At 60.0% G+C, this 21,946-nt stretch carries 15 protein-coding genes and 1 pseudogene; 8 read left to right on the forward strand and 8 right to left on the reverse strand.

Going from position 1 to position 21,946, the window contains the following annotated elements; translation table 11 throughout:
- Positions 1-7 precede the first annotated feature (7 nt).
- The 5 genes and pseudogenes from gsiD to iaaA form a co-directional block, all read right to left on the reverse strand.
- Complete coding sequence (gsiD, locus tag E0L20_RS04615; protein WP_131632932.1) at positions 8-919, reverse strand: glutathione ABC transporter permease GsiD; 912 nt, start codon at positions 917-919, stop codon at positions 8-10.
- 1 nt (position 920) lies between these two features.
- Complete coding sequence (gsiC, locus tag E0L20_RS04620; protein WP_131632933.1) at positions 921-1,841, reverse strand: glutathione ABC transporter permease GsiC; 921 nt, start codon at positions 1,839-1,841, stop codon at positions 921-923.
- A gap of 4 nt (positions 1,842-1,845) precedes the next feature.
- Entirely contained in the window at positions 1,846-3,384 is a 1,539-nt protein-coding gene (gsiB, locus tag E0L20_RS04625; protein ID WP_131632934.1) for a glutathione ABC transporter substrate-binding protein GsiB, read from the reverse strand.
- Positions 3,385-3,407: 23 nt separating this feature from the next.
- Complete coding sequence (gene gsiA / locus E0L20_RS04630; protein WP_131632935.1) at positions 3,408-5,273, reverse strand: glutathione ABC transporter ATP-binding protein GsiA; 1,866 nt, start codon at positions 5,271-5,273, stop codon at positions 3,408-3,410.
- Positions 5,260-6,223, reverse strand: a pseudogene (gene iaaA, locus E0L20_RS04635) (beta-aspartyl-peptidase). Before iaaA ends, gsiA begins: the two are co-directional and overlap by 14 nt.
- A gap of 189 nt (positions 6,224-6,412) precedes the next feature.
- Between iaaA and moeA the strand changes: the two are divergent.
- Entirely contained in the window at positions 6,413-7,645 is a 1,233-nt protein-coding gene (gene moeA / locus E0L20_RS04640; RefSeq protein ID WP_131632937.1) for a molybdopterin molybdotransferase MoeA, read from the forward strand.
- Between the two features lies 1 nt (position 7,646).
- A complete protein-coding gene (gene moeB, locus E0L20_RS04645; protein WP_131632938.1) occupies positions 7,647-8,399 on the forward strand; it encodes a molybdopterin-synthase adenylyltransferase MoeB in 753 nt (250 codons plus the stop codon).
- A gap of 98 nt (positions 8,400-8,497) precedes the next feature.
- On the opposite strand, the gene fsa is transcribed toward moeB, so the two are convergent.
- Entirely contained in the window at positions 8,498-9,160 is a 663-nt protein-coding gene (gene fsa / locus E0L20_RS04650) for a fructose-6-phosphate aldolase (protein WP_119935454.1), read from the reverse strand.
- 127 nt (positions 9,161-9,287) lie between these two features.
- Between fsa and E0L20_RS04655 the strand changes: the two genes are divergently transcribed.
- The 4 genes from E0L20_RS04655 (at position 9,288) to E0L20_RS04670 (ending at position 15,039) form a co-directional block, all read left to right on the forward strand.
- On the forward strand, positions 9,288-10,187 hold the full coding sequence (locus tag E0L20_RS04655) for a glycyl-radical enzyme activating protein (protein WP_131632939.1): 900 nt from the start codon (positions 9,288-9,290) through the stop codon (positions 10,185-10,187).
- 4 nt (positions 10,188-10,191) lie between these two features.
- Positions 10,192-12,624 (forward strand): formate C-acetyltransferase/glycerol dehydratase family glycyl radical enzyme, encoded by a 2,433-nt coding sequence (locus E0L20_RS04660; protein WP_131632940.1) that lies wholly within the window; start codon positions 10,192-10,194, stop codon positions 12,622-12,624.
- Positions 12,625-12,817: 193 nt separating this feature from the next.
- Positions 12,818-13,633, forward strand: coding sequence for a Cof-type HAD-IIB family hydrolase (locus tag E0L20_RS04665; RefSeq protein WP_131632941.1), 816 nt, complete (start codon positions 12,818-12,820; stop codon positions 13,631-13,633).
- 149 nt (positions 13,634-13,782) lie between these two features.
- Positions 13,783-15,039, forward strand: a complete 1,257-nt coding sequence (locus E0L20_RS04670) for a DUF1479 domain-containing protein (RefSeq protein ID WP_131632942.1) — start codon at positions 13,783-13,785, stop codon at positions 15,037-15,039.
- On the opposite strand, the gene E0L20_RS04675 is transcribed toward E0L20_RS04670, so the two are convergent.
- A complete protein-coding gene (locus E0L20_RS04675) occupies positions 15,036-16,109 on the reverse strand; it encodes a LacI family DNA-binding transcriptional regulator (RefSeq protein ID WP_131632943.1) in 1,074 nt (357 codons plus the stop codon). The two genes, E0L20_RS04670 and E0L20_RS04675, sit on opposite strands and share 4 nt — an antisense overlap.
- A 287-nt stretch (positions 16,110-16,396) precedes the next feature.
- On the opposite strand from E0L20_RS04675, the gene E0L20_RS04680 reads away from it, so the two are divergent.
- Entirely contained in the window at positions 16,397-17,698 is a 1,302-nt protein-coding gene (locus E0L20_RS04680; protein ID WP_131632944.1) for an MFS transporter, read from the forward strand.
- A 17-nt stretch (positions 17,699-17,715) separates the two neighbouring features.
- The gene (locus E0L20_RS04685; protein ID WP_131632945.1) at positions 17,716-20,079 is read left to right on the forward strand and encodes a glycoside hydrolase family 31 protein; all 2,364 of its coding nucleotides are present in this window, start codon (positions 17,716-17,718) and stop codon (positions 20,077-20,079) included.
- A 90-nt stretch (positions 20,080-20,169) separates the two neighbouring features.
- Here E0L20_RS04685 and E0L20_RS04690 read toward each other — a convergent pair whose 3' ends face one another.
- The gene (locus E0L20_RS04690; protein ID WP_131632946.1) at positions 20,170-21,765 is read right to left on the reverse strand and encodes an ABC-F family ATPase; all 1,596 of its coding nucleotides are present in this window, start codon (positions 21,763-21,765) and stop codon (positions 20,170-20,172) included.
- Between the last annotated feature and the right edge of the window lie 181 nt (positions 21,766-21,946).

Below are 21,946 nucleotides of genomic sequence, written 5' to 3' on the forward strand. Positions count from 1 at the left end.
AATAAACCTACCCCTTAATCCTCGGATCCAGCGCGTCGCGCAGCCCATCTCCCAGCAGGTTAAACGCCAGCACGGTCAGGAAAATCGCCAGGCTCGGGAAGATCGCCACGTGTGGCGCAATCACCATATCCGCCCTCGCCTCGTTCAGCATCGCGCCCCACTCCGGCGTCGGTGGCTGCGCGCCTAGCCCCAGAAACGACAGGCTGGCCGCCGAGATAATCGATACGCCGATGCGCATGGTGAAATAGACCACGATGGACGACACCGTACCCGGCAGAATGTGGCTGAACAGGATCGTGGTATCGCTGGCCCCCATACTGCGGGCGGATTCGATAAAGGTCTGCTGCTTCAGCACCAGCGTGTTGCCGCGCACCAGACGCGCAAAGGCCGGAATCGAAAAGACCGCAACCGCAATGATGACGTTCGCCATGCCGCTGCCCATGATCGCCACCACCGCAATCGCCAGCAGGATGCCGGGGAAGGCAAACAGCACGTCGCAGATACGCATGATGATGCGGTCCCACCAGCCTTCGTAATACCCGGCCACCAGACCCAGCACCGTGCCGATCGCCGCGCCGATTAATACCGCAAAGACCCCTGCGGCCAGGGATATCTGTGCGCCCACCAGCACGCGGCTGAAAATATCGCGTCCGAGCGAATCCACGCCAAACCAGTGCATCATCGACGGACCGTCGTTCAGACGATCGTAATCAAAGTAGTTTTCGGCATCAAACGGTGCCACCCACGGCGCAATAATGGCCACCACGATCAGCAGCAGCACAAACAGCCCTGCCGTCATGGCGACAGGCTGGCGACGGAAACGCCGCCAGAATTCAGACCACGGCGTGCGGATATGGTCCGGCTTGAGCCCCGGCATAGCGCTTAACACCGCCTGACGACGCCAGTTCAACAATCGCATCTTACTTGTACCTGATGGCCGGGTTAATGGCGGCGTAGAGCACGTCCACCACTAAGTTGATAAGAATAAACTCCAGCGAGAAGAGCAGGACTTCTGCCTGTATCACCGGGTAATCGCGCATGTCGACCGAATCGACCAGCAGGCGCCCCAGCCCCGGCCAGTTGAAGACCTTCTCCACCACGATAGAGCCGCCCAGCAGGAAGCCAAACTGCAGCCCCATCATCGTTACCACCGGGATCATCGCGTTGCGAAAACCGTGCTTGAGGATGACCCACTTCTCGCTCACCCCTTTCGCCCGCGCGGTGCGGATGTAGTCTTCGCTCAGCACGTCAACAAACGAGGCGCGGGTAAAGCGGGCCATTACCGCGGCAACGGCCGCGCCCAGCGTCATGGAGGGGAGAATATAGTGCTTCCAGGTGTCGGCACCCACGGTCGGCAGCCAGCCCAGCTCGACGGAGAAGATCTGCATCAGCAGCATGCCCAGCGCAAACGCCGGGAAGGAGATGCCGGTCACCGCCAGCGCCATGCCCAGCTTATCCGGCCAGCGGTTGCGCCAGATAGCCGCGACAATCCCCGCCCCCAGGCCAAACACCACCGCCCAGCTCATGCTGGCGAGAGTGAGCCAGAAGGTGGGCATAAAGCGGCTGGCGATCTCTTCCGATACCGGGCGACGCGACACCATCGAGGTGCCAAAATCGCCCTGCAGCACGTTGCCCATATAGTGCAGAAACTGCTTATACAGCGGCTGGTCGAGACCCAGCTGCTTGCGCACAAGGTCGATAACGGTCGCATCAGCCTCCGGCCCCGCCACCAGACGCGCCGGATCGCCCGGCAGCATATGAACGAACAAAAACACCAGCACCGCCACGATAAGCAGCGTCGGGATCAGCCCCAGCAGGCGTTTACAAACATAATTCAGCATGAGTTTATTTTAGATCCGCGTCTTCAAAGCTAAAGCCCGTGTCCGGCATGATGTAGAACCCGGTCAGCGCTTTGTTATGGGCAGACACCAGCTTTTCGACCACCAGCGGCACCCACGGCGACTCTTTCCAGATGATATCCTGCGCCTCTTTATACAGGCGCGCTTTCTCTTCCGGTTTGGTCGTTTTCAGCGCGTCGGCCAGGTCTTTGTCCACCTGCGGATTGCTGTAGAACGCGGTATTGAAAAGCGTTGGCGGCCAGTTCTGCGAGGCAAACAGCGGGGAAAGCGCCCAGTCCGCTTCGCCGGTAGAGGCCGTCCAGCCGGTGTAGAACATCCGCACGCCGCTCTCTTTCTGCCCTTTGCCCTCCACTTCCGCCGCACGCTGTCCGGCATCCATTGCGGTGACCTGCGCCTTAATCCCCACCTGCGCCAGCTGCTGCTGGGTGAACTGCAGCACCTTCTGGGCGGTACTGTGATTATGGGACGACCACAGCGTGGTGCTAAAGCCGTTCGGGAAACCGGCTTCCTTCAGCAGCTCGCGCGCTTTAGCGGGATCGTACGGCCACGGCTGATAGCGTTGCGCGTATTCAATGGCCGGCGGCAGCACGCCCGCTGCCGGGGTGGCATAGCCCGCAAAGGCCACCTTCACCAGCGCCTGGCGGTTAATAGCGTAATTGATGGCTTCACGCACCTTCGGGTTATCGAACGGTTTTTGCGTGACGTTCATGCTGATGTAGCGCTGCATGATTGACGGGCTGGCAACCAGCTCCAGCTTGCTGTTTTTCGCCAGCAGCGCCGCCTGTTCGTACGGGATCGGGAAGGCAAACTGCGCTTCACCGGTTTGCAGCATCGCCGCGCGGGTGTTGTTGTCCACCACCGGACGCCAGGTGATGGTGTCGAGCTTCGGCAAGCCCTGCTGCCAGTATCCGGCGAATTTCTTCACCTTCACAAAATCGGTCTGATTCCAGGTAAGCAGCTCGTACGGACCGGTGCCGACCGGGTGGAAGCCAATCTCCTTGCCGTATTTCTTCAGCGCCGCCGGCGAAATCATTGCCGTTGCCGGGTGCGCCAGAATGTTGATGAACGCAGAGAACGGCTCTTTCAGGGTAATTTTCACCGTCGCCGGGTCAACCGCCTCGGTGCTGGCGATGTTTTTATACAGGTTATAACGCTTGAGGCTGTTTTCCGGGTTGCTGGCGCGGTCGAGGTTGACCTTCACCGCGTCCGCGTTGAAATCCGTGCCGTCCTGGAACTTCACGCCGGAGCGCAGCTTGATGGTATACACCAGCCCGTCATCCGAAACGGTATAGCTCTCCGCCAGCACGTTTTTCAGCTTCATCTCTTTATCCAGGCCAAACAGCCCCTGGTAGAACGATTTCGCCACCGCCTGCGACAGCGTGTCGTTAGCGTCATACGGATCGAGCGTTGTGAAATTGGAGCCAACCGCCACCACCACATCTTTGGCAGCGAACGCGGGGGATGCGGCCAGGGCTGCCGTCACGCTCGCGGCTAACAGCCATGTCCGAGCAACAAATTTAACCATTGTGTTCTCCTGCCTGTTGTACGTTATAACCGCGAGAATGCATTGTCCTGACGCGGCGGTGCGACAAAATGTCCGGGGCCGACTTCGCGCAGCGTAACCCGCTCCACGCTTTCACCCCTTTTACGAATATTGCTCGGCATTTCGTCCTGCAGCAGCACGCGCTGGGCGTGGCGATGCGCAGGATCGGCAACCGGTACGGCGGCCATCAGCTTGCGGGTGTAGGGATGCTGCGGGTTTTCAAAAACCGCGCGGCGCGGGCCAATTTCAACGATTTGCCCCATGTACATCACCGCCACCCGATGGCTGATACGCTCAACCACCGCCATATCGTGCGAGATAAAGAGGAACGCGATCCCCATATCCCGCTGCAAATCGAGCATTAAGTTGATGATTTGCGCGCGGATAGAGACGTCCAGCGCCGAGACGGACTCATCCGCAATCACCACCTTCGGATTCAGCGCCAGCGCCCGCGCAATGCAAATACGCTGCCGCTGACCGCCGGAAAATTCGTGCGGATAGCGCCAGGCGTGTTCGGGCTTCAGCCCCACCCGCTCCAGCAGCCAGGCCACACGACGCTGCGCCGCTTCGCCGTCAAGCAGGTTATGCACCCGAAGCGGCTCCATAATCGAGTACCCTATCGTATGGCGCGGATCGAGAGAGGCATACGGGTCCTGAAATATGAACTGAATGTCCCGGCGTATCGCCTGCAGCCGGCTGTCCGGCAGGGTATCGATACGCTCCCCGTTGAAGGTAATACTCCCTTCCTGCGATTCCACCAGCCTGAGCAGCGCCCGCCCGGTGGTGGATTTACCGCAGCCGGACTCCCCCACCAGCGCCAGCGTTTCGCCTGGCCACAGGTCAAAGCTGACGTTTTCAACCGCATGCACTTCGCGCTTCACGCGGTTCAGTATTCCGCCGCGCAGGGGAAAACGGGTGACCAGATCGCGCACTTCAAGGATCGGTTTGCCCGGCACCACCGTATCCTGTTCGACTTCCTGTTGTTCTGCCAGCTCCTGGGTGTTGAGCGGAAAACGGCGCGGTAAATCGCTGCCGTTCATCGCCCCAAGACGCGGCACCGCCGCCAGCAGCGCTTTGGTGTAAGGATGAACAGGCGCATGAAAGATCTGCTCAACCGTGCCCGTCTCCACGGCGTGCCCCTGGTGCATCACCAGTACGCGGTCAGCGATATCCGCCACCACGCCCATATCGTGGGTGATAAAAATCACCCCCATGTCCATCTCCTGCTGCAGCACTTTGATGAGCTGCAGGATCTGCGCCTGAATGGTGACGTCCAGCGCCGTCGTCGGCTCGTCGGCGATCAGCACCGCCGGGCGGCACGACAGCGCCATGGCGATCATCACCCGCTGGCGCATTCCGCCGGAAAGCTGGTGCGGGTAGCGCGCTAAAATGGCCTGCGCCTCCGGAATACGTACCAGCTCAAGCATCCGTTTGGCCTCAAGGAGCGCTTCATCGCCGCTCAGCCCCTGATGCAGCCGAATGGACTCGGCAATTTGTTCCCCCACCGGAAAGACCGGGTTCAGGGAGGTCATCGGCTCCTGGAAGATCATGGCGATATCCGCCCCGCGCACGCCCTGCATCTGCGAGGCGCTCAGTTCGTTTAAATCGATGACCTGTCGGTTGCGGCGGCGCAGCAGCATTTGCTCGCTGGTCACCTGCCCGCCCGTCTGTTCAAGCAGGCGCATCAATGCCAGCGCGGTGACGGATTTACCTGAACCGGACTCCCCCACGATCGCCAGCGTTTCGCCGCGGTTAAGCGAAAACGATAAATTCGGTACTGCAGGGATGAACTGCCGCTCTTCCTGAAAGGCAATATTCAGCTGATGAACCGCCAGTACTTCCCGGCTGTCCAGCTCTTCACTGTGCGGCACGCGTTGCCCCCTTATTCACGATAAATCCCCGTACTGGGCTCGTCACCCGCATAGCCCCAGGCGCGGTACATCCCTTCGCTGTTGAACGGCAACGCCACGTTGCCCTCACGATCCACCGCAATAAGCCCGCCGACGCCGCCCAGCGCGGGCAATTTTTCCATCACCACGCGCTCGCAGGCCTCGCTCAGGCTTAGTCCGCCGTAGTCCATCAGCGCGGTGATGTCGTATGCCGCAAGTGCACGAATAAAGACTTCGCCGGTGCCGGTACAGGACACGGCGGCCGTGGCGTTATTGGCATAGCATCCTGCCCCCGGCAGCGGGCTGTCGCCTACCCGCCCAGGCAGCTTGTTGGTCATCCCGCCGGTCGAAGTTGCGGCAGCAAGATTGCCTGCTTTATCGAGCGCAACCGCGCCAACGGTGCCCATTTTGGTGCGCTCATCCAGCGGCGCGACGTGGTCAAGCTGCGTCTTTCCTGCCGTACGGGCGTCCAGCAGCTGCTGATAGCGCTCCTCGGTAGAAAACAGATCGGGCGATACCGCGTCCATCCCGTGCTCGAAGGCAAATTGCTCTGCGCCCGCCCCCGCCAGCAGCACGTGCGGGCTCGCCTCCATCACCAGCCGCGCGGCCAGAATGGGATTTCGCAGACGGCTCACGCCCGCTACCGCTCCGGCTTTCAGGGTAATCCCGTCCATCACGCAGGCGTCCAGCTCGTGGGTTTCATCCCGCGTATAGACTGAACCGATCCCCGCGTTAAACAGCGGGCACTCTTCCAGCAGGCGCACCGCCTCGGTGACCACATCCAGCGCGCTCTCGCCCGCCTCCAGCATTCGCTGCCCCGTTTCCACAATGGCAGACAGCGCGTCAATGTAGCGCTTCTCCTGCTCAGGGCTGAGCTGTGCACGGGTGATTGCCCCGGCGCCACCATGAATCGCGATTACCGCATTAACCATTTCGCCTCACCCGTCAGCCTGATTTGCGGCTTTTTCTATAAATATCATTATCGTCGATGAAACTTCAGATGATTTTTGAATATAGAAAGACGCAACTGTGATGTAAAGCGTACACCCATCGGGTCATACAGTTAGCCGCACTTTTCTGCCATAATGAGCGCTTTCGTTGTTACTCCGCAGGAGCCCACCATGGATTTTACCGCCGGACTGATGCCGCTTGAGACGGCACTCACGCAGATGCTTGACCGTATTTCCCCGCTGCATGACGTAGAGACGCTGCCCCTCGCCCGCTGTTTTGGCCGCATTGTCGCCCGCGATATCGTCTCCCCGCTTAACGTGCCGGGGTTTGATAATTCCGCGATGGACGGTTACGCGGTACGCCTGGCGGATATTCAGGCGGGTAACGCCCTGCCGGTGGCGGGTAAAGCCTTTGCGGGTCAGCCGTTTAGCGGCGAATGGCCTGCGGGCACCTGCGTGCGCATCATGACCGGCGCGCCCGTTCCGACAGGCTGCGACGCCGTGGTGATGCAGGAAGAGACGGAACAGACCGACGACGGCGTGCGTTTTACCGCCAGCGTCAAAGCGGGGCAGAACATCCGCCGCACGGGCGAAGATATCACGCTTGGCGCAACGGTCTTTGCCGCCGGGCAAAAGCTGACGGTCGCTGAGCTGCCGGTGCTGGCCTCGCTCGGCGTTGCGGAAATCGACGTGATCCGCAAGGTGCGCGTCGCCGTTTTCTCCACCGGCGACGAGCTGCAGCTTCCGGGCCAGCCGCTGCAGGAGGGCCAGATTTACGATACCAACCGCCTGGCGGTGCACCTGATGCTGGAGCAGCTGGGCTGCGAGGTGATTAACCTCGGCATCATTCCTGACGACCCGGAAAAACTGCGCGCCGCGTTTATCGAAGCGGATAAATCCGCCGACGTGGTCATCAGCTCCGGCGGCGTCTCCGTGGGCGAAGCGGATTACACCAAAACCATCCTCGAAGAGCTGGGCGAAATCGCCTTCTGGAAGCTCGCCATCAAGCCGGGCAAACCGTTCGCCTTTGGCAAGCTGCAACACAGCTGGTTCTGCGGCCTGCCGGGTAATCCGGTCTCGGCGGCACTCACCTTCTACCAACTGGCGATCCCGCTGCTGGCGAAGCTTTCCGGCAACAGCGACAGCCCGCTGCCGGCACGCCAGCGCGTGCGCGCCGTCACGCGCCTGAAAAAATCGCCGGGCCGCCTCGATTTCCAGCGCGGGATTCTGGCGCGCAACGCGGACGGCGAATTGGAAGTGAGCACCACCGGGCATCAGGGCTCGCACATTTTTAGCTCCTTCAGCCAGGGCAACTGCTTTATCGTGCTGGAGCGCGAGCGCGGCAATGTGGAAGCAGGCGAGTGGGTTGAGGTTGAACGTTTTAACCACCTGTTCGGAGGCTGACATGACGGTGGAGCTGAGCGACCCGGAGATGATGCGCTACAACCGCCAGATTGTTTTGCGCGGGTTTGACTTTGAAGGGCAGGAAGCGCTTAAGGCAGCAAACGTGCTGGTTGTCGGTCTCGGCGGCCTGGGCTGCGCCGCCGCGCAGTACCTTGCGGCGGCTGGCGTGGGCAGGATGACGCTGCTGGATTTCGATACCGTGTCGGTGTCCAACCTGCAGCGCCAGACGCTGCACAGCGACGCGACCGTAGGGCAACCAAAAGTCGAGTCCGCCAGGGCTGCGCTGGCGCGCATCAACCCCAACGTTCAGTTCACCCTGATTGACGCGATGCTGGACGAAGACGCGCTCTTTGCGCAGATCGCTCAGCACGACCTGGTGCTGGACTGCACCGACAACGTCACCGTCCGTAACCAGCTGAACGCGGGCTGTTTTGCCCACAAAATCCCGCTGGTCTCCGGCGCGGCGATCCGCATGGAGGGGCAAATCAGCGTCTTTACCTACGCCGAGGGTGAACCCTGCTACCGCTGCCTGAGCCGCCTGTTCGGCGAGAACGCCCTGACCTGCGTCGAAGCGGGCGTGATGGCGCCGTTAGTGGGCGTGATTGGCGCCCTGCAGGCGATGGAAGCGATCAAAGTCCTGGCGCACTACGGCACGCCTGCCGCGGGAAAAATCGTGATGTATGACGCGATGACCTGCCAGTTCCGCGAGATGAAGCTGATGCGTAACCTGGGGTGTGAAGTGTGCGGAGGTTAAACCCTGCTGCGGGATGATGCCCTCACCCCGGCCCTCTCCCACAGGGAGAGGGAGAAAATCGTAGGCCGGGTAAGCGTGAGCGCCACCCGGCAACAGCATTAGATCGACGTCCGTCCAAACGCCCCCTGCCAGTCCTGCTCAAACTTCACAATCGCCGCATCCACGGCCGGAGAGGTAATAAACTGCTGCGCCACGTCCAGCGGCAGCGTGATGGACTCGCACCCTGCCAGCAGGCAGTCCAGCGCCTGACGCGGCGTTTTAAAGCTCGCGGCCAGCACCTTTGACTGCGGGGCGTGCAGCGTCAGCAGCTGCTGTAGCTCAACAACCGTCTGGATACCGTCCCCGCCCTGCGCGTCGACGCGGTTAACGTAAGGCGCCACATACTCAGCCCCCGCCAGCGCGGAGAGCATCCCCTGCGCGGCGCCGTATACCGCCGTGCCCAGCGTTGGAATACCTTCCGCTTTCAGCATCTTGATCGCCGCCAGCCCTTCCGCGGTCACCGGCACTTTCACTACCAGGTCGTTAATGATGGCGCGCAGCCTGCGCGCGTCTTCCACCATCCCTTCGGCAGTGGTCGCCATCACCTGGGCGAACAGACGGCCTTTGCCGCCCAGCGCGTCGTGCAGCTCTGGCAGCAACACGTCCAGCGGCGTTTTGCCTGCCGCCACAATGCTTGGGTTGGTGGTCACGCCCGCCAGCGGGAAGATACGCGCCAGCTTTTTCACTGCCGCAACGTCTGATGTGTCGAGATAAAGTTCCATGATGTCGCCCTCAAAATTAGCCTGCACTTACCCTATCACGACAAAACCTGCTCAAGAGTTGACCTGCATCAAGATAACTTTCATTCGAAAGTAATTTAATCTTCATATGCAACACGAGGGCAAAAATATGATCTTCAACATTCAGCGTTACTCTACCCACGATGGCCCCGGTATTCGAACCGTGGTGTTCCTGAAGGGCTGCTCGCTGGGCTGTCGCTGGTGCCAGAACCCGGAAAGCCGCTCCCGCAGCCGGGACGTGCTGTTTGATGCGCGCCTGTGCCTGGACGGCTGCGATCTGTGCCAGCAGGCGGCGCCGGGCTGTATCGAACGCGCGCTGAACGGGCTGGTCATTCACCGTGAGAAGCTTGATGACGCCACGCTCAACGCCCTCACCGACTGCTGCCCGACGCAGGCGCTCACCGTCTGCGGTGAAGATAAGCAGGTAGAAGATATTATGGCGACCGTGCTGCGCGATAAACCCTTCTACGACCGCAGCGGCGGCGGGATCACCCTCTCCGGCGGCGAGCCGTTTATGAACCCTGAACTGGCGCACGCCCTGTTTAAAACCAGCCACGAACAGGGGATCCACACCGCCGTCGAAACCTGTCTTCACGTGCCGTGGCACTATATCGAGCCGTCATTACCCTACGTCGATCTGTTCCTCGCCGACCTGAAGCACGTCGATAGCGAGGTGTTTAAACAGTGGACGGACGGTTCGGCTAAGCGGATCCTGGATAACCTGAAACGCCTTGCCGCGGCCGGGAAAAAAATCACCATCCGCGTGCCGCTGATCCAGGGCTTTAACGCCGATGAAGCGTCCATAACCGCCGTTACCAACTTCGCCGCCGATGAACTCGGCGTCGAGGATATTCATTTTCTGCCGTATCACACGCTGGGCATGAACAAATACACCCTGCTCGGCCAACCCTACTCTGCCCCTGACAAACCGCTGGATAACCCTGCCCTGCTGGACTTCGCGCAGCAGTACGCCTGCCAGAAAGGGTTAACCGCGACCTTACGAGGATAAACCTATGACAACCCTGAATCTCAGCACCCTCAGCGAGCGCATTAAGGCGCACAAAATGGCCCTGGTGCACATCGTTAAGCCGCCGGTCTGTACCGAGCGCGCGCAGCATTACACCGAAATGTACCAGCAGCACATGGACAAGCCGATCCCGGTACGTCGCGCCCTGGCCCTGGCGCATCACCTGGCTGAACGCACCATCTGGATCAAACACGACGAGCTAATCATCGGTAACCAGGCAAGCGAAGTGCGCGCCGCGCCGATTTTCCCGGAATACACCGTCTCCTGGATTGAGAAAGAGATCGACGATCTGGCGGACCGCCCGGGCGCGGGCTTTGCGGTGAGCGAAGAGAACAAGCGCGTGCTGCACGAGATCTGCCCGTGGTGGCGCGGCCAGACGGTGCAGGACCGCTGCTACGGCATGTTTACCGACGAGCAGAAAGGACTGCTGGAAACCGGCATTATCAAAGCCGAAGGCAACATGACCTCCGGCGACGCGCACCTGGCGGTGAACTTCCCGCTGGTGCTGGAGAAAGGCCTCGACGGCCTGCGCGCCAAAGTGGCCGAGCGCCGCTCGCGCATCAACCTGACGGTGCTGGAAGACCTGCACGGCGACCAGTTCCTGAAGGCGATCGATATCGTGCTCGAAGCGGTGACTCTGCACATCAAACGCTTTGCCGATCTGGCGCGCGAGATGGCCGCGACCGAAACCCGCGCAAGCCGCCGCGACGAGCTGCTGGCGATGGCGGAAAACTGCGACATCATTGCCCACGAACCGCCAAAAACCTTCTGGCAGGCGCTGCAGCTGTGCTACTTCATCCAGCTGATCCTGCAGATTGAGTCCAACGGCCACTCCGTCTCGTTCGCGCGCATGGACCAGTATCTCTATCCGTACTACCGCCGCGACGTGGAGCTGAACCAGAGCCTGGATCGCGAGCACGCCATTGAGCTGCTGCACAGCTGCTGGCTGAAGCTGCTGGAAGTGAACAAGATCCGCTCCGGCTCTCACTCCAAGGCTTCCGCCGGTAGCCCGCTGTACCAGAACGTCACCATCGGCGGCCAGAAGCTGGTCAATGGTGAGCCGATGGACGCGGTGAACCCGCTCTCCTACGCGATTCTGGAATCCTGCGGTCGCCTGCGCTCCACCCAGCCGAACCTGAGCGTGCGCTACCACGCGGGCATGAGCAACGACTTCCTCGACGCCTGCGTGCAGGTGATCCGCTGCGGCTTCGGCATGCCCGCGTTCAACAACGATGAAATCGTCATTCCGGAATTCATCAAGCTCGGCGTTGAACGCGACGACGCCTACGACTACGCGGCCATCGGCTGCATCGAAACCGCAGTCGGCGGCAAGTGGGGCTACCGCTGCACCGGCATGAGCTTTATCAACTTCGCCCGCGTGATGCTGGCGGCGATGGAGGGCGGGCGCGACGCCACCAGCGGCAAGGTGTTCCTGCCGCAGGAGAAAGCGCTCTCTGCCGGTAACTTCGACAACTTCGATGAAGTGATGGCGGCGTGGGACAGCCAGATCCGCTACTACACCCGCAAATCCATCGAGATTGAGTACGTGGTGGATACCATGCTGGAAGAGAACGTCCACGATATTCTCTGCTCGGCGCTGGTGGACGACTGCATCGAGCGCGCGAAAAGCATCAAGCAGGGCGGCGCGAAGTATGACTGGGTCTCCGGCCTGCAGGTGGGTATCGCCAACCTAGGCAACAGCCTGGCGGCGGTGAAAAAGCTGGTGTTCGAACAGGGCACTATCGGTCAGCAGCAGCTGGCGGCCGCGCTGGCGGATGACTTCGACGGGCTGACCCACGAGCAGCTGCGCCAGCGCCTGATCAACGGCGCGCCGAAGTACGGCAACGATGACGACAGCGTGGACATGCTGCTGACGCGCGCCTATCAGACCTACATCGAAGAGCTGAAGCAGTACCACAACCCGCGCCATGGCCGCGGCCCGATTGGCGGTAACTACTACGCAGGCACCTCCTCGATATCCGCGAACGTGCCGTTTGGCGCGGCGACAATGGCCACTCCGGACGGACGTAAGGCACACACCCCGCTGGCGGAAGGGGCAAGCCCGGCCTCCGGTACGGATCATCTCGGCCCGACGGCGGTAATCGGCTCGGTGGGCAAACTGCCGACCGAAGCCATTCTCGGCGGCGTGCTGCTGAACCAGAAGCTGAACCCGTCAACGCTGGAAAACGACAGCGATCGCCAGAAGCTGATGGTGCTGCTGCGCACCTTCTTCGAGGTGCATAAGGGCTGGCACATTCAGTACAACATCGTCTCGCGCGAAACGCTGCTGGAAGCGAAGAAGCATCCTGACCAGTATCGTGACCTGGTGGTGCGCGTGGCGGGCTACTCGGCGTTCTTCACCGCCCTGTCGCCGGATGCGCAGGACGATATTATTGCGCGTACTGAGCATACGCTGTAACGGTTTATCCCTTAAGGGGAAATGCGCACGCTGATGCCCTCACCCCGGCCCTCTCCCACGGGGAGAGGGAGAAAACACTAAAAACGGCAACCCAGGTTGCCGTTTTGCTTTTACTTTCGAATGAAATTAAATTTGTGCTCCCCGTCACCTTGTTATTAGAATGTTTCAAAACGCAGTGACCCAGGAGCACAGTATGACCGTTAAAGTTATCGTCACCGATATGGACGGAACTTTCCTTGATGATGCCAAGCAGTACGATCGTGACCGCTTCCAGGCACAGTTTGAACAGCTTAAAGCCCGCGACATTGAATTTGTTGTCGCCAGCGGCAACCAGTATTACCAGCTCATCTCCTTCTTTCCGGAGCTGAAAGAGCAGATCTCCTTCGTGGCGGAAAACGGCGCGCTGGTGTTCGAGCGCGGGGAACAGATTTTCCACGGCGAGCTAACGCGCCATAAGTCACAAATCGTCATTGGCGAACTGCTGAAAGACAAAGGTCTAAACTTTGTGGCCTGCGGGCTGGAGAGCGCCTACGTCAGCGACCAGGCCCCTGAAGAATTCGTGGCGCTGATGTCAAAGCACTACCACCGCTTAAAGCGCATCAGCGATTACCGCGACATTGACGACGTGCTGTTTAAGTTCTCCCTGAACCTGCCGGACAGCGATATCCCTAAGCTGGTGGATAAACTTCACGTCTCCCTGGACGGCATCATGAAGCCGGTCACCAGCGGCTTTGGCTTTGTCGATCTGATTATCCCCGGCCTGCATAAGGCCAACGGCATTAGCCGCCTGCTGAAACGCTGGAAAATTTCCCCGCAAGAATGCGTGGCCATTGGCGACAGCGGCAACGATGCCGAGATGCTGAAGCTGGTGAAATACTCCTTTGCGATGGGCAACGCGGCGGAAAGCATCAAAGACATCAGCCGCTACAGCACCGACGACAACAACCATCAGGGCGCGCTGAACGTCATTCAGGCCGTGCTCGAGAACCATTCCCCGTTCGACGCCTGATCCTCTCCTCGCCGGAGCCTCGCTCCGGCCTCTCACTCTTTTTCCGTCCTGTGGCTTGCGTCAAGTTTTTAAACTTGCATTAACTTATTTTTAACTTAAAGTATCACTTGTAGACACTTTTACTTTCGAATGAAAGATGCGAGGCGGTTATGACCTTTACCAGTGAAACTTTGCCAGCGGATCCCAAAGCGGCAATCCGTCAGTTAAAACGTGAGCTGCGCGCGCAGATCGGCGACGTGCAGGCGGTGTTTGATAAGCTCAGCGACAAAATTGCCACCCGCGTGGCGGAGATCAACGCCCTTAAGAACAAAGGCGAATCCGTCTGGCCGGAGATCCCGTTTGCGGATGTGAAAAACGGCGCCATCACCGACGCTCAGCGCGAGGCGGTCAAGCGCCGCGGCTGCGCGGTGATTAAAGGTCATTTCCCGCGCGAGCAGGCGCTGGCGTGGGATCGGTCGATGCTCGACTACCTCGATCTGAACAAATTTGACGACGTGTACAAAGGGCCAGGCGATAACTTCTTCGGCACCTTAACGGCATCCCGCCCGGAGATTTACCCGATCTACTGGTCGCAGGCGCAGATGCAGGCGCGCCAGAGCGAAGAGATGGCGCAGGTGCAGTCGTTCCTGAACCGTTTATGGACGTTCGAGAGCAACGGCAAGCAGTGGTTCGACCCGGACGTGAGCGTGATTTACCCGGACCGTATCCGCCGCCGTGCGCCGGGAACCACCTCGAAAGGGCTGGGCGCGCATACCGACTCCGGCGCGCTAGAGCGCTGGCTGCTTCCGGCCTATCAGCAGGTCTTTGCCCGCGTGTTTGACGGCAACGTCGATAAGTACGATCCGTGGAACGCCGCGCACCGCACCGAAGTGGAAGAGTACACCGTCGACAACACCACCAAATGCTCGGTGTTCCGCACCTTCCAGGGCTGGACGGCGCTGTCGGACATGATCCCCGGACAGGGGCTGCTGCACGTGGTGCCGATCCCGGAAGCGATGGCCTATATTCTTCTGCGCCCGCTGCTGGACGACGTGCCGGAAGACGAGCTGTGCGGCGTGGCGCCGGGGCGCGTGCTGCCGGTTTCCGAGAAGTGGCACCCGCTGCTCATCGAGGCGCTGACCAGCATTCCGGCACTCGAGGCGGGCGATTCCGTGTGGTGGCACTGCGATGTGATCCACTCCGTCGCGCCGGTGGAAAATCAGCAGGGCTGGGGCAACGTGATGTATATCCCTGCCGCGCCGATGTGCGAGAAAAACCTCGCCTACGCGAAAAAGGTCAAGGAGGCGCTGGAAACCGGCGCGTCGCCGGGAGACTTCCCGCGTGAAGACTACGAAAAAACCTGGCAGGACCGCTTTACCGTGAACGATCTCAACATCCACGGCAAGCGCGCGCTGGGCATGGCTTAACTGTCGTACAGCCCTTCCCGCTCCACGGCGGTGCGTCGTTTTCCCTGACGTATCCGCCGTACCGATTCCCGTACGGTCAGGGTTCCATTAAGCAACAGCGTGCCTACCGGCGCGTCCGGGCGCATCAGCCGCTGCTGGAGCATATAAACCGCTTCTGTTCCCAGCTCATCGCGCGGAACGTGCACGGCCGTTAATGGAACATCCTGAATCGCCGCCAGATTAAACCCGTCTATGCTCATCACCGACACGTCCTGCGGCACGCGCAGACCGTGGTTTTGTAATGCGCTAATAGTGCCCGCCGCCATAAAGTCGCCGCCGACCAGAAACGCCGTCGGCAGGTCTTTGCCCTTCTGCTGGTTAAGCCACTCGCTGACCATCTGTTCCGTTTCACGCGCGCTGAAGCTGGGCACCACCAGCAGATCGCGTTTATCGTTGAACTTCAGGTTGTGGGACAGCCATGCATCGCGGATCCCCGACAGGCGCAGCTCCATGGTGTAGCGACGCAGGCACAGCACGTTCATCACCTCACGGTGTCCCATCTCGAACAGGTACTCCGCTGCCCGCTCGCCAATGGCGCGATGATCCGGCGCGACGGCTGGCAGACGCATGTGGCGGTCACGGCAGTTAATCAACATGCAGGGTTTCCCCACGTCTACCGCCAGATCGTGAATATGCGGATCGTCAATGCCGAGAAGTATGGCGGCCTGGGAATCCGGCTCGTTCATGCGCGCCAGAAACAGCTGCGCGTCGCTGTCGTTCTCCTCCAGCGCGCAGTAGCGCAGGCGAACCTCGTGCGATGCGAGACCTTTACTGATGCTTTGTATCACGCGGTAGTAAAAGATGTCGGACCGCTCGTCGAAGGCGCGCTGCGGCGCAAAAACCACCAGGCTATTCAACAGCAAACGCCCTGCCACCATGCCGTCCATCACGCCCAGCTCCCGCGCGCAGGCCAGCACCTTTGCGCGCGCTTTTTCACTGGTGTTGGCTTTCCCCGCCAGCACGCGGGAAACCGTGCTGATAGAGAGCTGGGTTCGGGCGGCAATTTCAGTGATTTTTAGCCTTTTGTCCATTTTGTGATCTGGCTCCATTTGCGAAATGAAAAAATTTTCATAGCCTGTTTTTCAGTTCATAACTGACGTTGCAGCCATCATGCCAAAGGATTGACGTTCTTTATGAGAAAGTTTGCACAAAATTGACTATTTCCCTCCCACAATCTCCCTTAAGGTGAACTTGTCACACAGCTTCCATACTAGTTGTATAGCAACTTCAAGCTTTAAAACCGATAACAATCAAAGCCATAAAAACCTGTGTGACACCTGAACCTCCGTCCCCTACCGTCCGTCTTGTGGAGAGTAAAATGAGTCAGGACATCAATAACACCGTTGCGACAAGCAAAACCCGTCGCGTCATCAAGAACCTGCGCTGGTACGTGCTGGTGCTATTCTTACTTGGCGTCACCGTTAACTACATCACCCGAAATTCGCTGGGTATTCTTGCCCCCGAGCTGAAAGAGAGCCTCGGGATCACCACCGAGCAGTACTCCTGGATCGTCGGCGCGTTCCAGATCGCCTACACCATTTTCCAGCCCCTGTGCGGCTGGCTGATTGACGTTATCGGCCTGAAGATAGGCTTTATGGTCTGCGCCGGGCTCTGGGCGCTGATGTGTATTTTCCACGCGGGCGCCGGAAGCTGGCTGCACCTGGCGATTCTGCGCTTCTTTATGGGCGCGTCCGAAGCCGCCGCTACCCCGGCGAACGCCAAAACCATCGGAGAATGGTTCCCGAAATCAGAGCGCCCCGTTGCCGCAGGCTGGGCGGGCGTGGGCTTCTCCATCGGCGCGATGCTGGCCCCGCCTATCATCTACTTCGCTCACGCCTCGTTCGGCTGGCAGGGCGCGTTTATGTTTACCGGCGTGCTGGCGCTGCTGTGGGTGATCCTGTGGTGGGCGTTCTACCACAACCCGGAGCAGCACCCGAACCTGGGCAAGAACGAGCTGGCGTTTATCAAGCAGGATAACGAACCGCCTGCGGTGAAGCTGCCCTTCCTGACCGCGCTGAAAACCGTCTCTAAAAACAAACGCTTCTACGGTATCGCCATCCCGGCCTTTATGGCTGAACCGGCCTGGGCGGTGCTGAGCTTCTGGGTGCCGCTGTACCTCGCCAAAGAGCACGGCATGGACCTGAAGCAGATTGCGATGTTTGCCTGGCTGCCGTTCCTCGCCGCCGACCTCGGCAGCGTGGCGAGCGGCTACCTGACGCGTCTGTATACCCGTCTGTTCGGCTGCTCCCGCGTTAACTCGGTCGTTGCAAGCTCCGTGACGGGCGCGTTCCTGATGATCGCGTTGGGCATCGTCGCCATTACCCGCGACCCGTATATCACCATCGTGCTGATCTCCATCGGCGGCTTCGGGCACCAGATCATCTCCTGCATGCTGAGCGCCCTGGTCGTGGAGTCGTTCGACAAAGGCCAGATGGCGACCGTCAACGGCATGCGCGGCTCGGCGGCGTGGATCGCCAGCTTCCTGTTCTCGCTGTTAATCGGCGTGACCGCCGACAAAATCGGCTTTAACCCGCTCTTTATTGCCATGGGCTTCTTTGACCTGATTGGCGCTGTCTTCCTGGTAGCATTTATTGCTGAACGTCGCGCCAAGCGCGCCTGATAGTGGATGTATTGCATATGAAAACCCTGAAAAACTGGACCGTAGATAAGCAGTCGGCAAACCATCTGGAACTGCTGGTCGATAACCAGCACCGCCTGTGCCTGTACGTGCTGGAAGAAAACCTGTTCCGCGTGCTGATTAAGCGCAAGGGCGAGCTGGCGCTGGACCGCACCTGGAGCATCGCGCCGGACAAAGACGTGCCCTGGGAAGGCCGCCGTCGTGACGACATAAGCGGGTTCTCCTGCCCGGCCTGGACGCTGACGCAGCAGGGCGAGACGCTCACCGTGGCAACCCAAGGGCTGCGCGTGACCGTCCACCAGCCGCTGTGGCTGGAGTGGCACTACCGCAATGAGGCGGGCGAGTGGCAGCCGCTGGTCAACGACCGTCCGACCAGCGCCTACCTGCTGAACGCCCACGGCGACGGCGTGGCGCACTACCTCAGCCGTCGCAAGGACGAGCGTTTCTACGGCCTGGGCGAGAAAGCGGGCGATCTGCAGCGCAACGGTAAACGGTACGAGATGCGCAACCTCGACGCGATGGGTTACAACGCGTCCAGCACCGACCCGCTCTACAAGCACATTCCGTTCACCCTCACCCGCCGCGACGACGTCAGCTACGGCCTGTTCTACGACAACCTGAGCAGCTGCTGGCTGGACCTGGGCAACGAAATGGACAACTACCACACCGCCTATCGCCGCTGGCAGGCGGAAGCGGGCGATATTGATTACTACATCTTTACCGGCAGGCGCGTGCTGGACGTCACCAAAGCCTTCGTGCGCCTGACCGGGAAAACGCTGTTCGGACCGAAATGGAGCCTGGGCTACAGCGGCTCGACCATGCACTACACCGACGCGCCGGACGCGCAGAACCAGCTGATGAACTTCATTCGCCTGTGCGAAGAGCACGCCATTCCGTGCGACTCGTTCCAGCTCTCCTCCGGCTATACCTCCATCAACGGCAAGCGCTACGTCTTCAACTGGAACTATGACAAAGTGCCGCAGCCGAAGGTGATGAGCCAGGCGTTCCACGACGCCGGGCTGAAGCTTGCGGCCAACATCAAGCCGTGCCTGCTGCAGGATCATCCGCGCTATAGCGAAGTGGCGGAGAGCGGTCTGTTCATTCGCGATTCAGAAACCGATGCACCGGAACGTTCCAGCTTCTGGGATGACGAAGGCTCGCACCTCGATTTTACCAACCCGCAGACGGTTCAGTGGTGGCAGAACGGCGTCACCACGCAGCTGCTGGAGATGGGCATCGACTCCACCTGGAACGATAACAACGAATATGAAGTGTGGGACGGAGAAGCGCGCTGCTTTGGCTTCGGCAAGGAGATCGCCATCAAGCACATTCGCCCGGTGATGCCGCTGCTGATGATGCGCGCCTCGCTGGAAGCGCAGCAGCGTTTCGCGCCGGAAAAGCGCCCGTACCTGATCTCCCGCTCCGGCTGCGCCGGGATGCAGCGCTACGTCCAGACCTGGAGCGGCGACAACCGCACCAACTGGGACACCCTGCGCTATAACATCCGCATGGGGCTGGGCATGAGCCTGTCCGGCCTGTTCAACGTCGGTCACGACGTCGGCGGCTTCTCCGGCGACAAACCGGACGCCGAGCTGTTCGTTCGCTGGGTGCAGAACGGCGTGATGCATCCGCGCTTTACCATTCACTCGTGGAACGACGACCGCACCGTGAACGAGCCGTGGATGTACCCGGGCGTCACGCCCGCCATTCGCGGCGCGGTTGAGCTGCGCTACCGCCTGCTGCCGTACCTCTACACCCTGCTCTGGCAGGCGCACGCCGACGACGAGCCGATGCTGCGTCCGACCTTCCTCGACCACGAGCACGATGCGCAGACCTTTGAAGAGTGTGATGACTTCCTGCTGGGCCGCGATCTGCTGGTGGCCAGCGTGGTCGAAGCCGGGCAGCGCGAGCGCCGCGTCTGGCTGCCGGATAACGCCACCGGCTGGTACGATTTTTACACCCACGCGTGGTATGCGGGCGGCCAGTCGATCGTTCTCGACGCGCCGCTGGAGAAACTGCCGCTGCTGGTGCGCGCCGGTGCCGGTCTGCCGCTGAGCGAGCGCATTACCCACGTGTCCGCTGAAAAAGACAATACCCGCGAGCTGAAGCTGTTCCCGGTGAAGGGCGTCGGGACAACCTCGGGCATGCTGTTTGAAGACGACGGCGAAAGCTGGGGCTATCAGAACGGCAATGCGCTGTGGGTGGAATGGGACATGGTGTGCGACGGCGCAACCATCAACCTGAAGGTGAACGCGCGCGGGGATTATCGTCCGGCGTGGAAAGCGCTGAAGGTGTCGCTGCCTGTAGGGGAAAAACGTACGCTGCTGGTGAACGGGGTTGAAGGGAGCGAGTGGGTGGTGTAGTGCGGCCTGATGCCCTCACCCTAACCCTCTCCCACAGGGAGAGGGGATAGAACGTAGGCCGGGTAAGGCGAAGCCGCCACCCGGCTTTTTTTAGCCGTCGATACCTTTACTGCGCAGATAATCTTCGTAATTACCGGTGAAGTCCACCACGCGCTCTGGCGTAATTTCGATCACGCGGGTCGCCAGCGAGCTGACGAACTCACGGTCGTGAGAGACGAAGATCAGGGTGCCCTGATACATCTCCAGCGCCATGTTCAGGGATTCGATAGACTCCATGTCCAGGTGGTTAGTCGGTTCGTCCATCACCAGGATATTCGGTTTTTCCATCATCAGCTTGCCGAACAGCATGCGGCCCTTCTCGCCACCGGAGAGCACTTTAGCCGGCTTTTTGATGTCGTCCTGGCTGAACAGCAGACGACCCAGAATGCTGCGCACCGCCTGCTCGTCGTCACCGTCCTGCTTCCACTGGCTCATCCAGTCGAAGACGGTGAGGTCGTTTTCGAACTCGTATTCATGATCCTGCGCGTAATAGCCAATCTGCGCGTTTTCAGACCACTTCACGGTGCCGTTGTCCGGCTGCAGCTCGCCAACCAGGGTTTTCAGCAGGGTGGATTTACCCACGCCGTTGGCACCGAGGATGGCAATCTTCTCGCCCACTTCCAGCAGCAGGTTGAATTTCTGGAACAGCGGGCCGTTCTCAAAGCCTTTTGCCAGGGCTTCCACTTCCAGCGCGTTACGGAACAGCTTTTTGTCCTGCTCGAAGCGGATGAACGGGTTCTGACGGCTGGAGGCTTTGACTTCGTCCAGCTTGATTTTGTCGATCTGACGCGCACGCGAGGTCGCCTGACGCGACTTAGAGGCGTTGGCGCTGAAGCGGCTGACGAAGGACTGCAGGTCAGCAATCTGCGCTTTCTTCTTGGCGTTATCCGCCAGCAGACGTTCACGCGCCTGGGTGGCCGCCGTCATGTACTCATCGTAGTTGCCCGGATAAACGCGCAGCTCGCCGTAGTCCAGATCCGCCATGTGCGTACAGACCATGTTCAGGAAGTGACGGTCGTGCGAGATGATGATCATGGTGCTGTCGCGGTCGTTCAGCGTCTGCTCCAGCCAGCGGATGGTGTCGATGTCCAGGTTGTTCGTCGGTTCGTCGAGCAGCAGGATGTCCGGGTTAGAGAACAGCGCCTGCGCCAGCAGCACACGCAGCTTCCAGCCTGGCGCGACTTCGCTCATCGGGCCGTAATGTTGTTCAACAGGAATGCCCACGCCCAGCAGCAGCTCGCCCGCGCGCGCTTCGGCGGAGTAACCGTCCATCTCGCCGTACTGCGTCTCCAGATCGGCCACTTTGTAGCCGTCCTCTTCGCTCATTTCGGCAAGCGCATAGATACGGTCGCGCTCCTGCTTCACTTCCCACAGCTCACCGTGCCCCATGATCACCGTATCAAGCACCGTGAACTCTTCGAAGGCGAACTGATCCTGACGCAGCTTACCGATGCGCTCGTTCGGATCGAGCGACACGTTGCCAAGCGTCGGCTCTAAATCGCCGCCGAGGATCTTCATAAAGGTGGATTTGCCGCTACCGTTGGCACCAATCAGGCCGTAACGGTTGCCGCCGCCAAATTTGACGGAAATATTTTCGAACAGCGGCTTACTGCCAAACTGCATAGTGACGTTGCTGGTAACTAACACGGGGAGATTCCTGCGAAAAGTGTGATAAACACGGCATTATGCCACAATTCCGAATTGAGATCCCGTGTTGCAGTAATGCACTAAAATTTAACAAAAGCGAAAAAAGTGTGATTTCGTACACATCTGAATTCCCTGTTAGCGGGAATGCACATATAATGCGCTCCCATCACAGATTCAGACT

The sequence above is a fragment of the Enterobacter wuhouensis genome (genome assembly GCF_004331265.1).
Lineage (GTDB): Bacteria > Pseudomonadota > Gammaproteobacteria > Enterobacterales > Enterobacteriaceae > Enterobacter > Enterobacter wuhouensis.

Excerpts from the sequence above, each read along its gene's own strand:
- moeA (WP_131632937.1), top strand. The coding sequence starts at position 6,413 with ATGGATTTTACCGCCGGACTGATGCCGCTTGAGACGGCACTCACGCAG.
- E0L20_RS04680 (WP_131632944.1), top strand. The coding sequence starts at position 16,397 with ATGAGTCAGGACATCAATAACACCGTTGCGACAAGCAAAACCCGTCGC.
- E0L20_RS04685 (WP_131632945.1), top strand. The coding sequence starts at position 17,716 with ATGAAAACCCTGAAAAACTGGACCGTAGATAAGCAGTCGGCAAACCAT.
- E0L20_RS04655 (WP_131632939.1), top strand. The coding sequence starts at position 9,288 with ATGATCTTCAACATTCAGCGTTACTCTACCCACGATGGCCCCGGTATT.
- fsa (WP_119935454.1), bottom strand. The coding sequence starts at position 9,160 with ATGGAACTTTATCTCGACACATCAGACGTTGCGGCAGTGAAAAAGCTG.
- E0L20_RS04675 (WP_131632943.1), bottom strand. The coding sequence starts at position 16,109 with ATGGACAAAAGGCTAAAAATCACTGAAATTGCCGCCCGAACCCAGCTC.
- E0L20_RS04660 (WP_131632940.1), top strand. The coding sequence starts at position 10,192 with ATGACAACCCTGAATCTCAGCACCCTCAGCGAGCGCATTAAGGCGCAC.
- gsiD (WP_131632932.1), bottom strand. The coding sequence starts at position 919 with ATGCGATTGTTGAACTGGCGTCGTCAGGCGGTGTTAAGCGCTATGCCG.
- E0L20_RS04670 (WP_131632942.1), top strand. The coding sequence starts at position 13,783 with ATGACCTTTACCAGTGAAACTTTGCCAGCGGATCCCAAAGCGGCAATC.
- E0L20_RS04665 (WP_131632941.1), top strand. The coding sequence starts at position 12,818 with ATGACCGTTAAAGTTATCGTCACCGATATGGACGGAACTTTCCTTGAT.
- gsiC (WP_131632933.1), bottom strand. The coding sequence starts at position 1,841 with ATGCTGAATTATGTTTGTAAACGCCTGCTGGGGCTGATCCCGACGCTG.
- moeB (WP_131632938.1), top strand. The coding sequence starts at position 7,647 with ATGACGGTGGAGCTGAGCGACCCGGAGATGATGCGCTACAACCGCCAG.
- gsiB (WP_131632934.1), bottom strand. The coding sequence starts at position 3,384 with ATGGTTAAATTTGTTGCTCGGACATGGCTGTTAGCCGCGAGCGTGACG.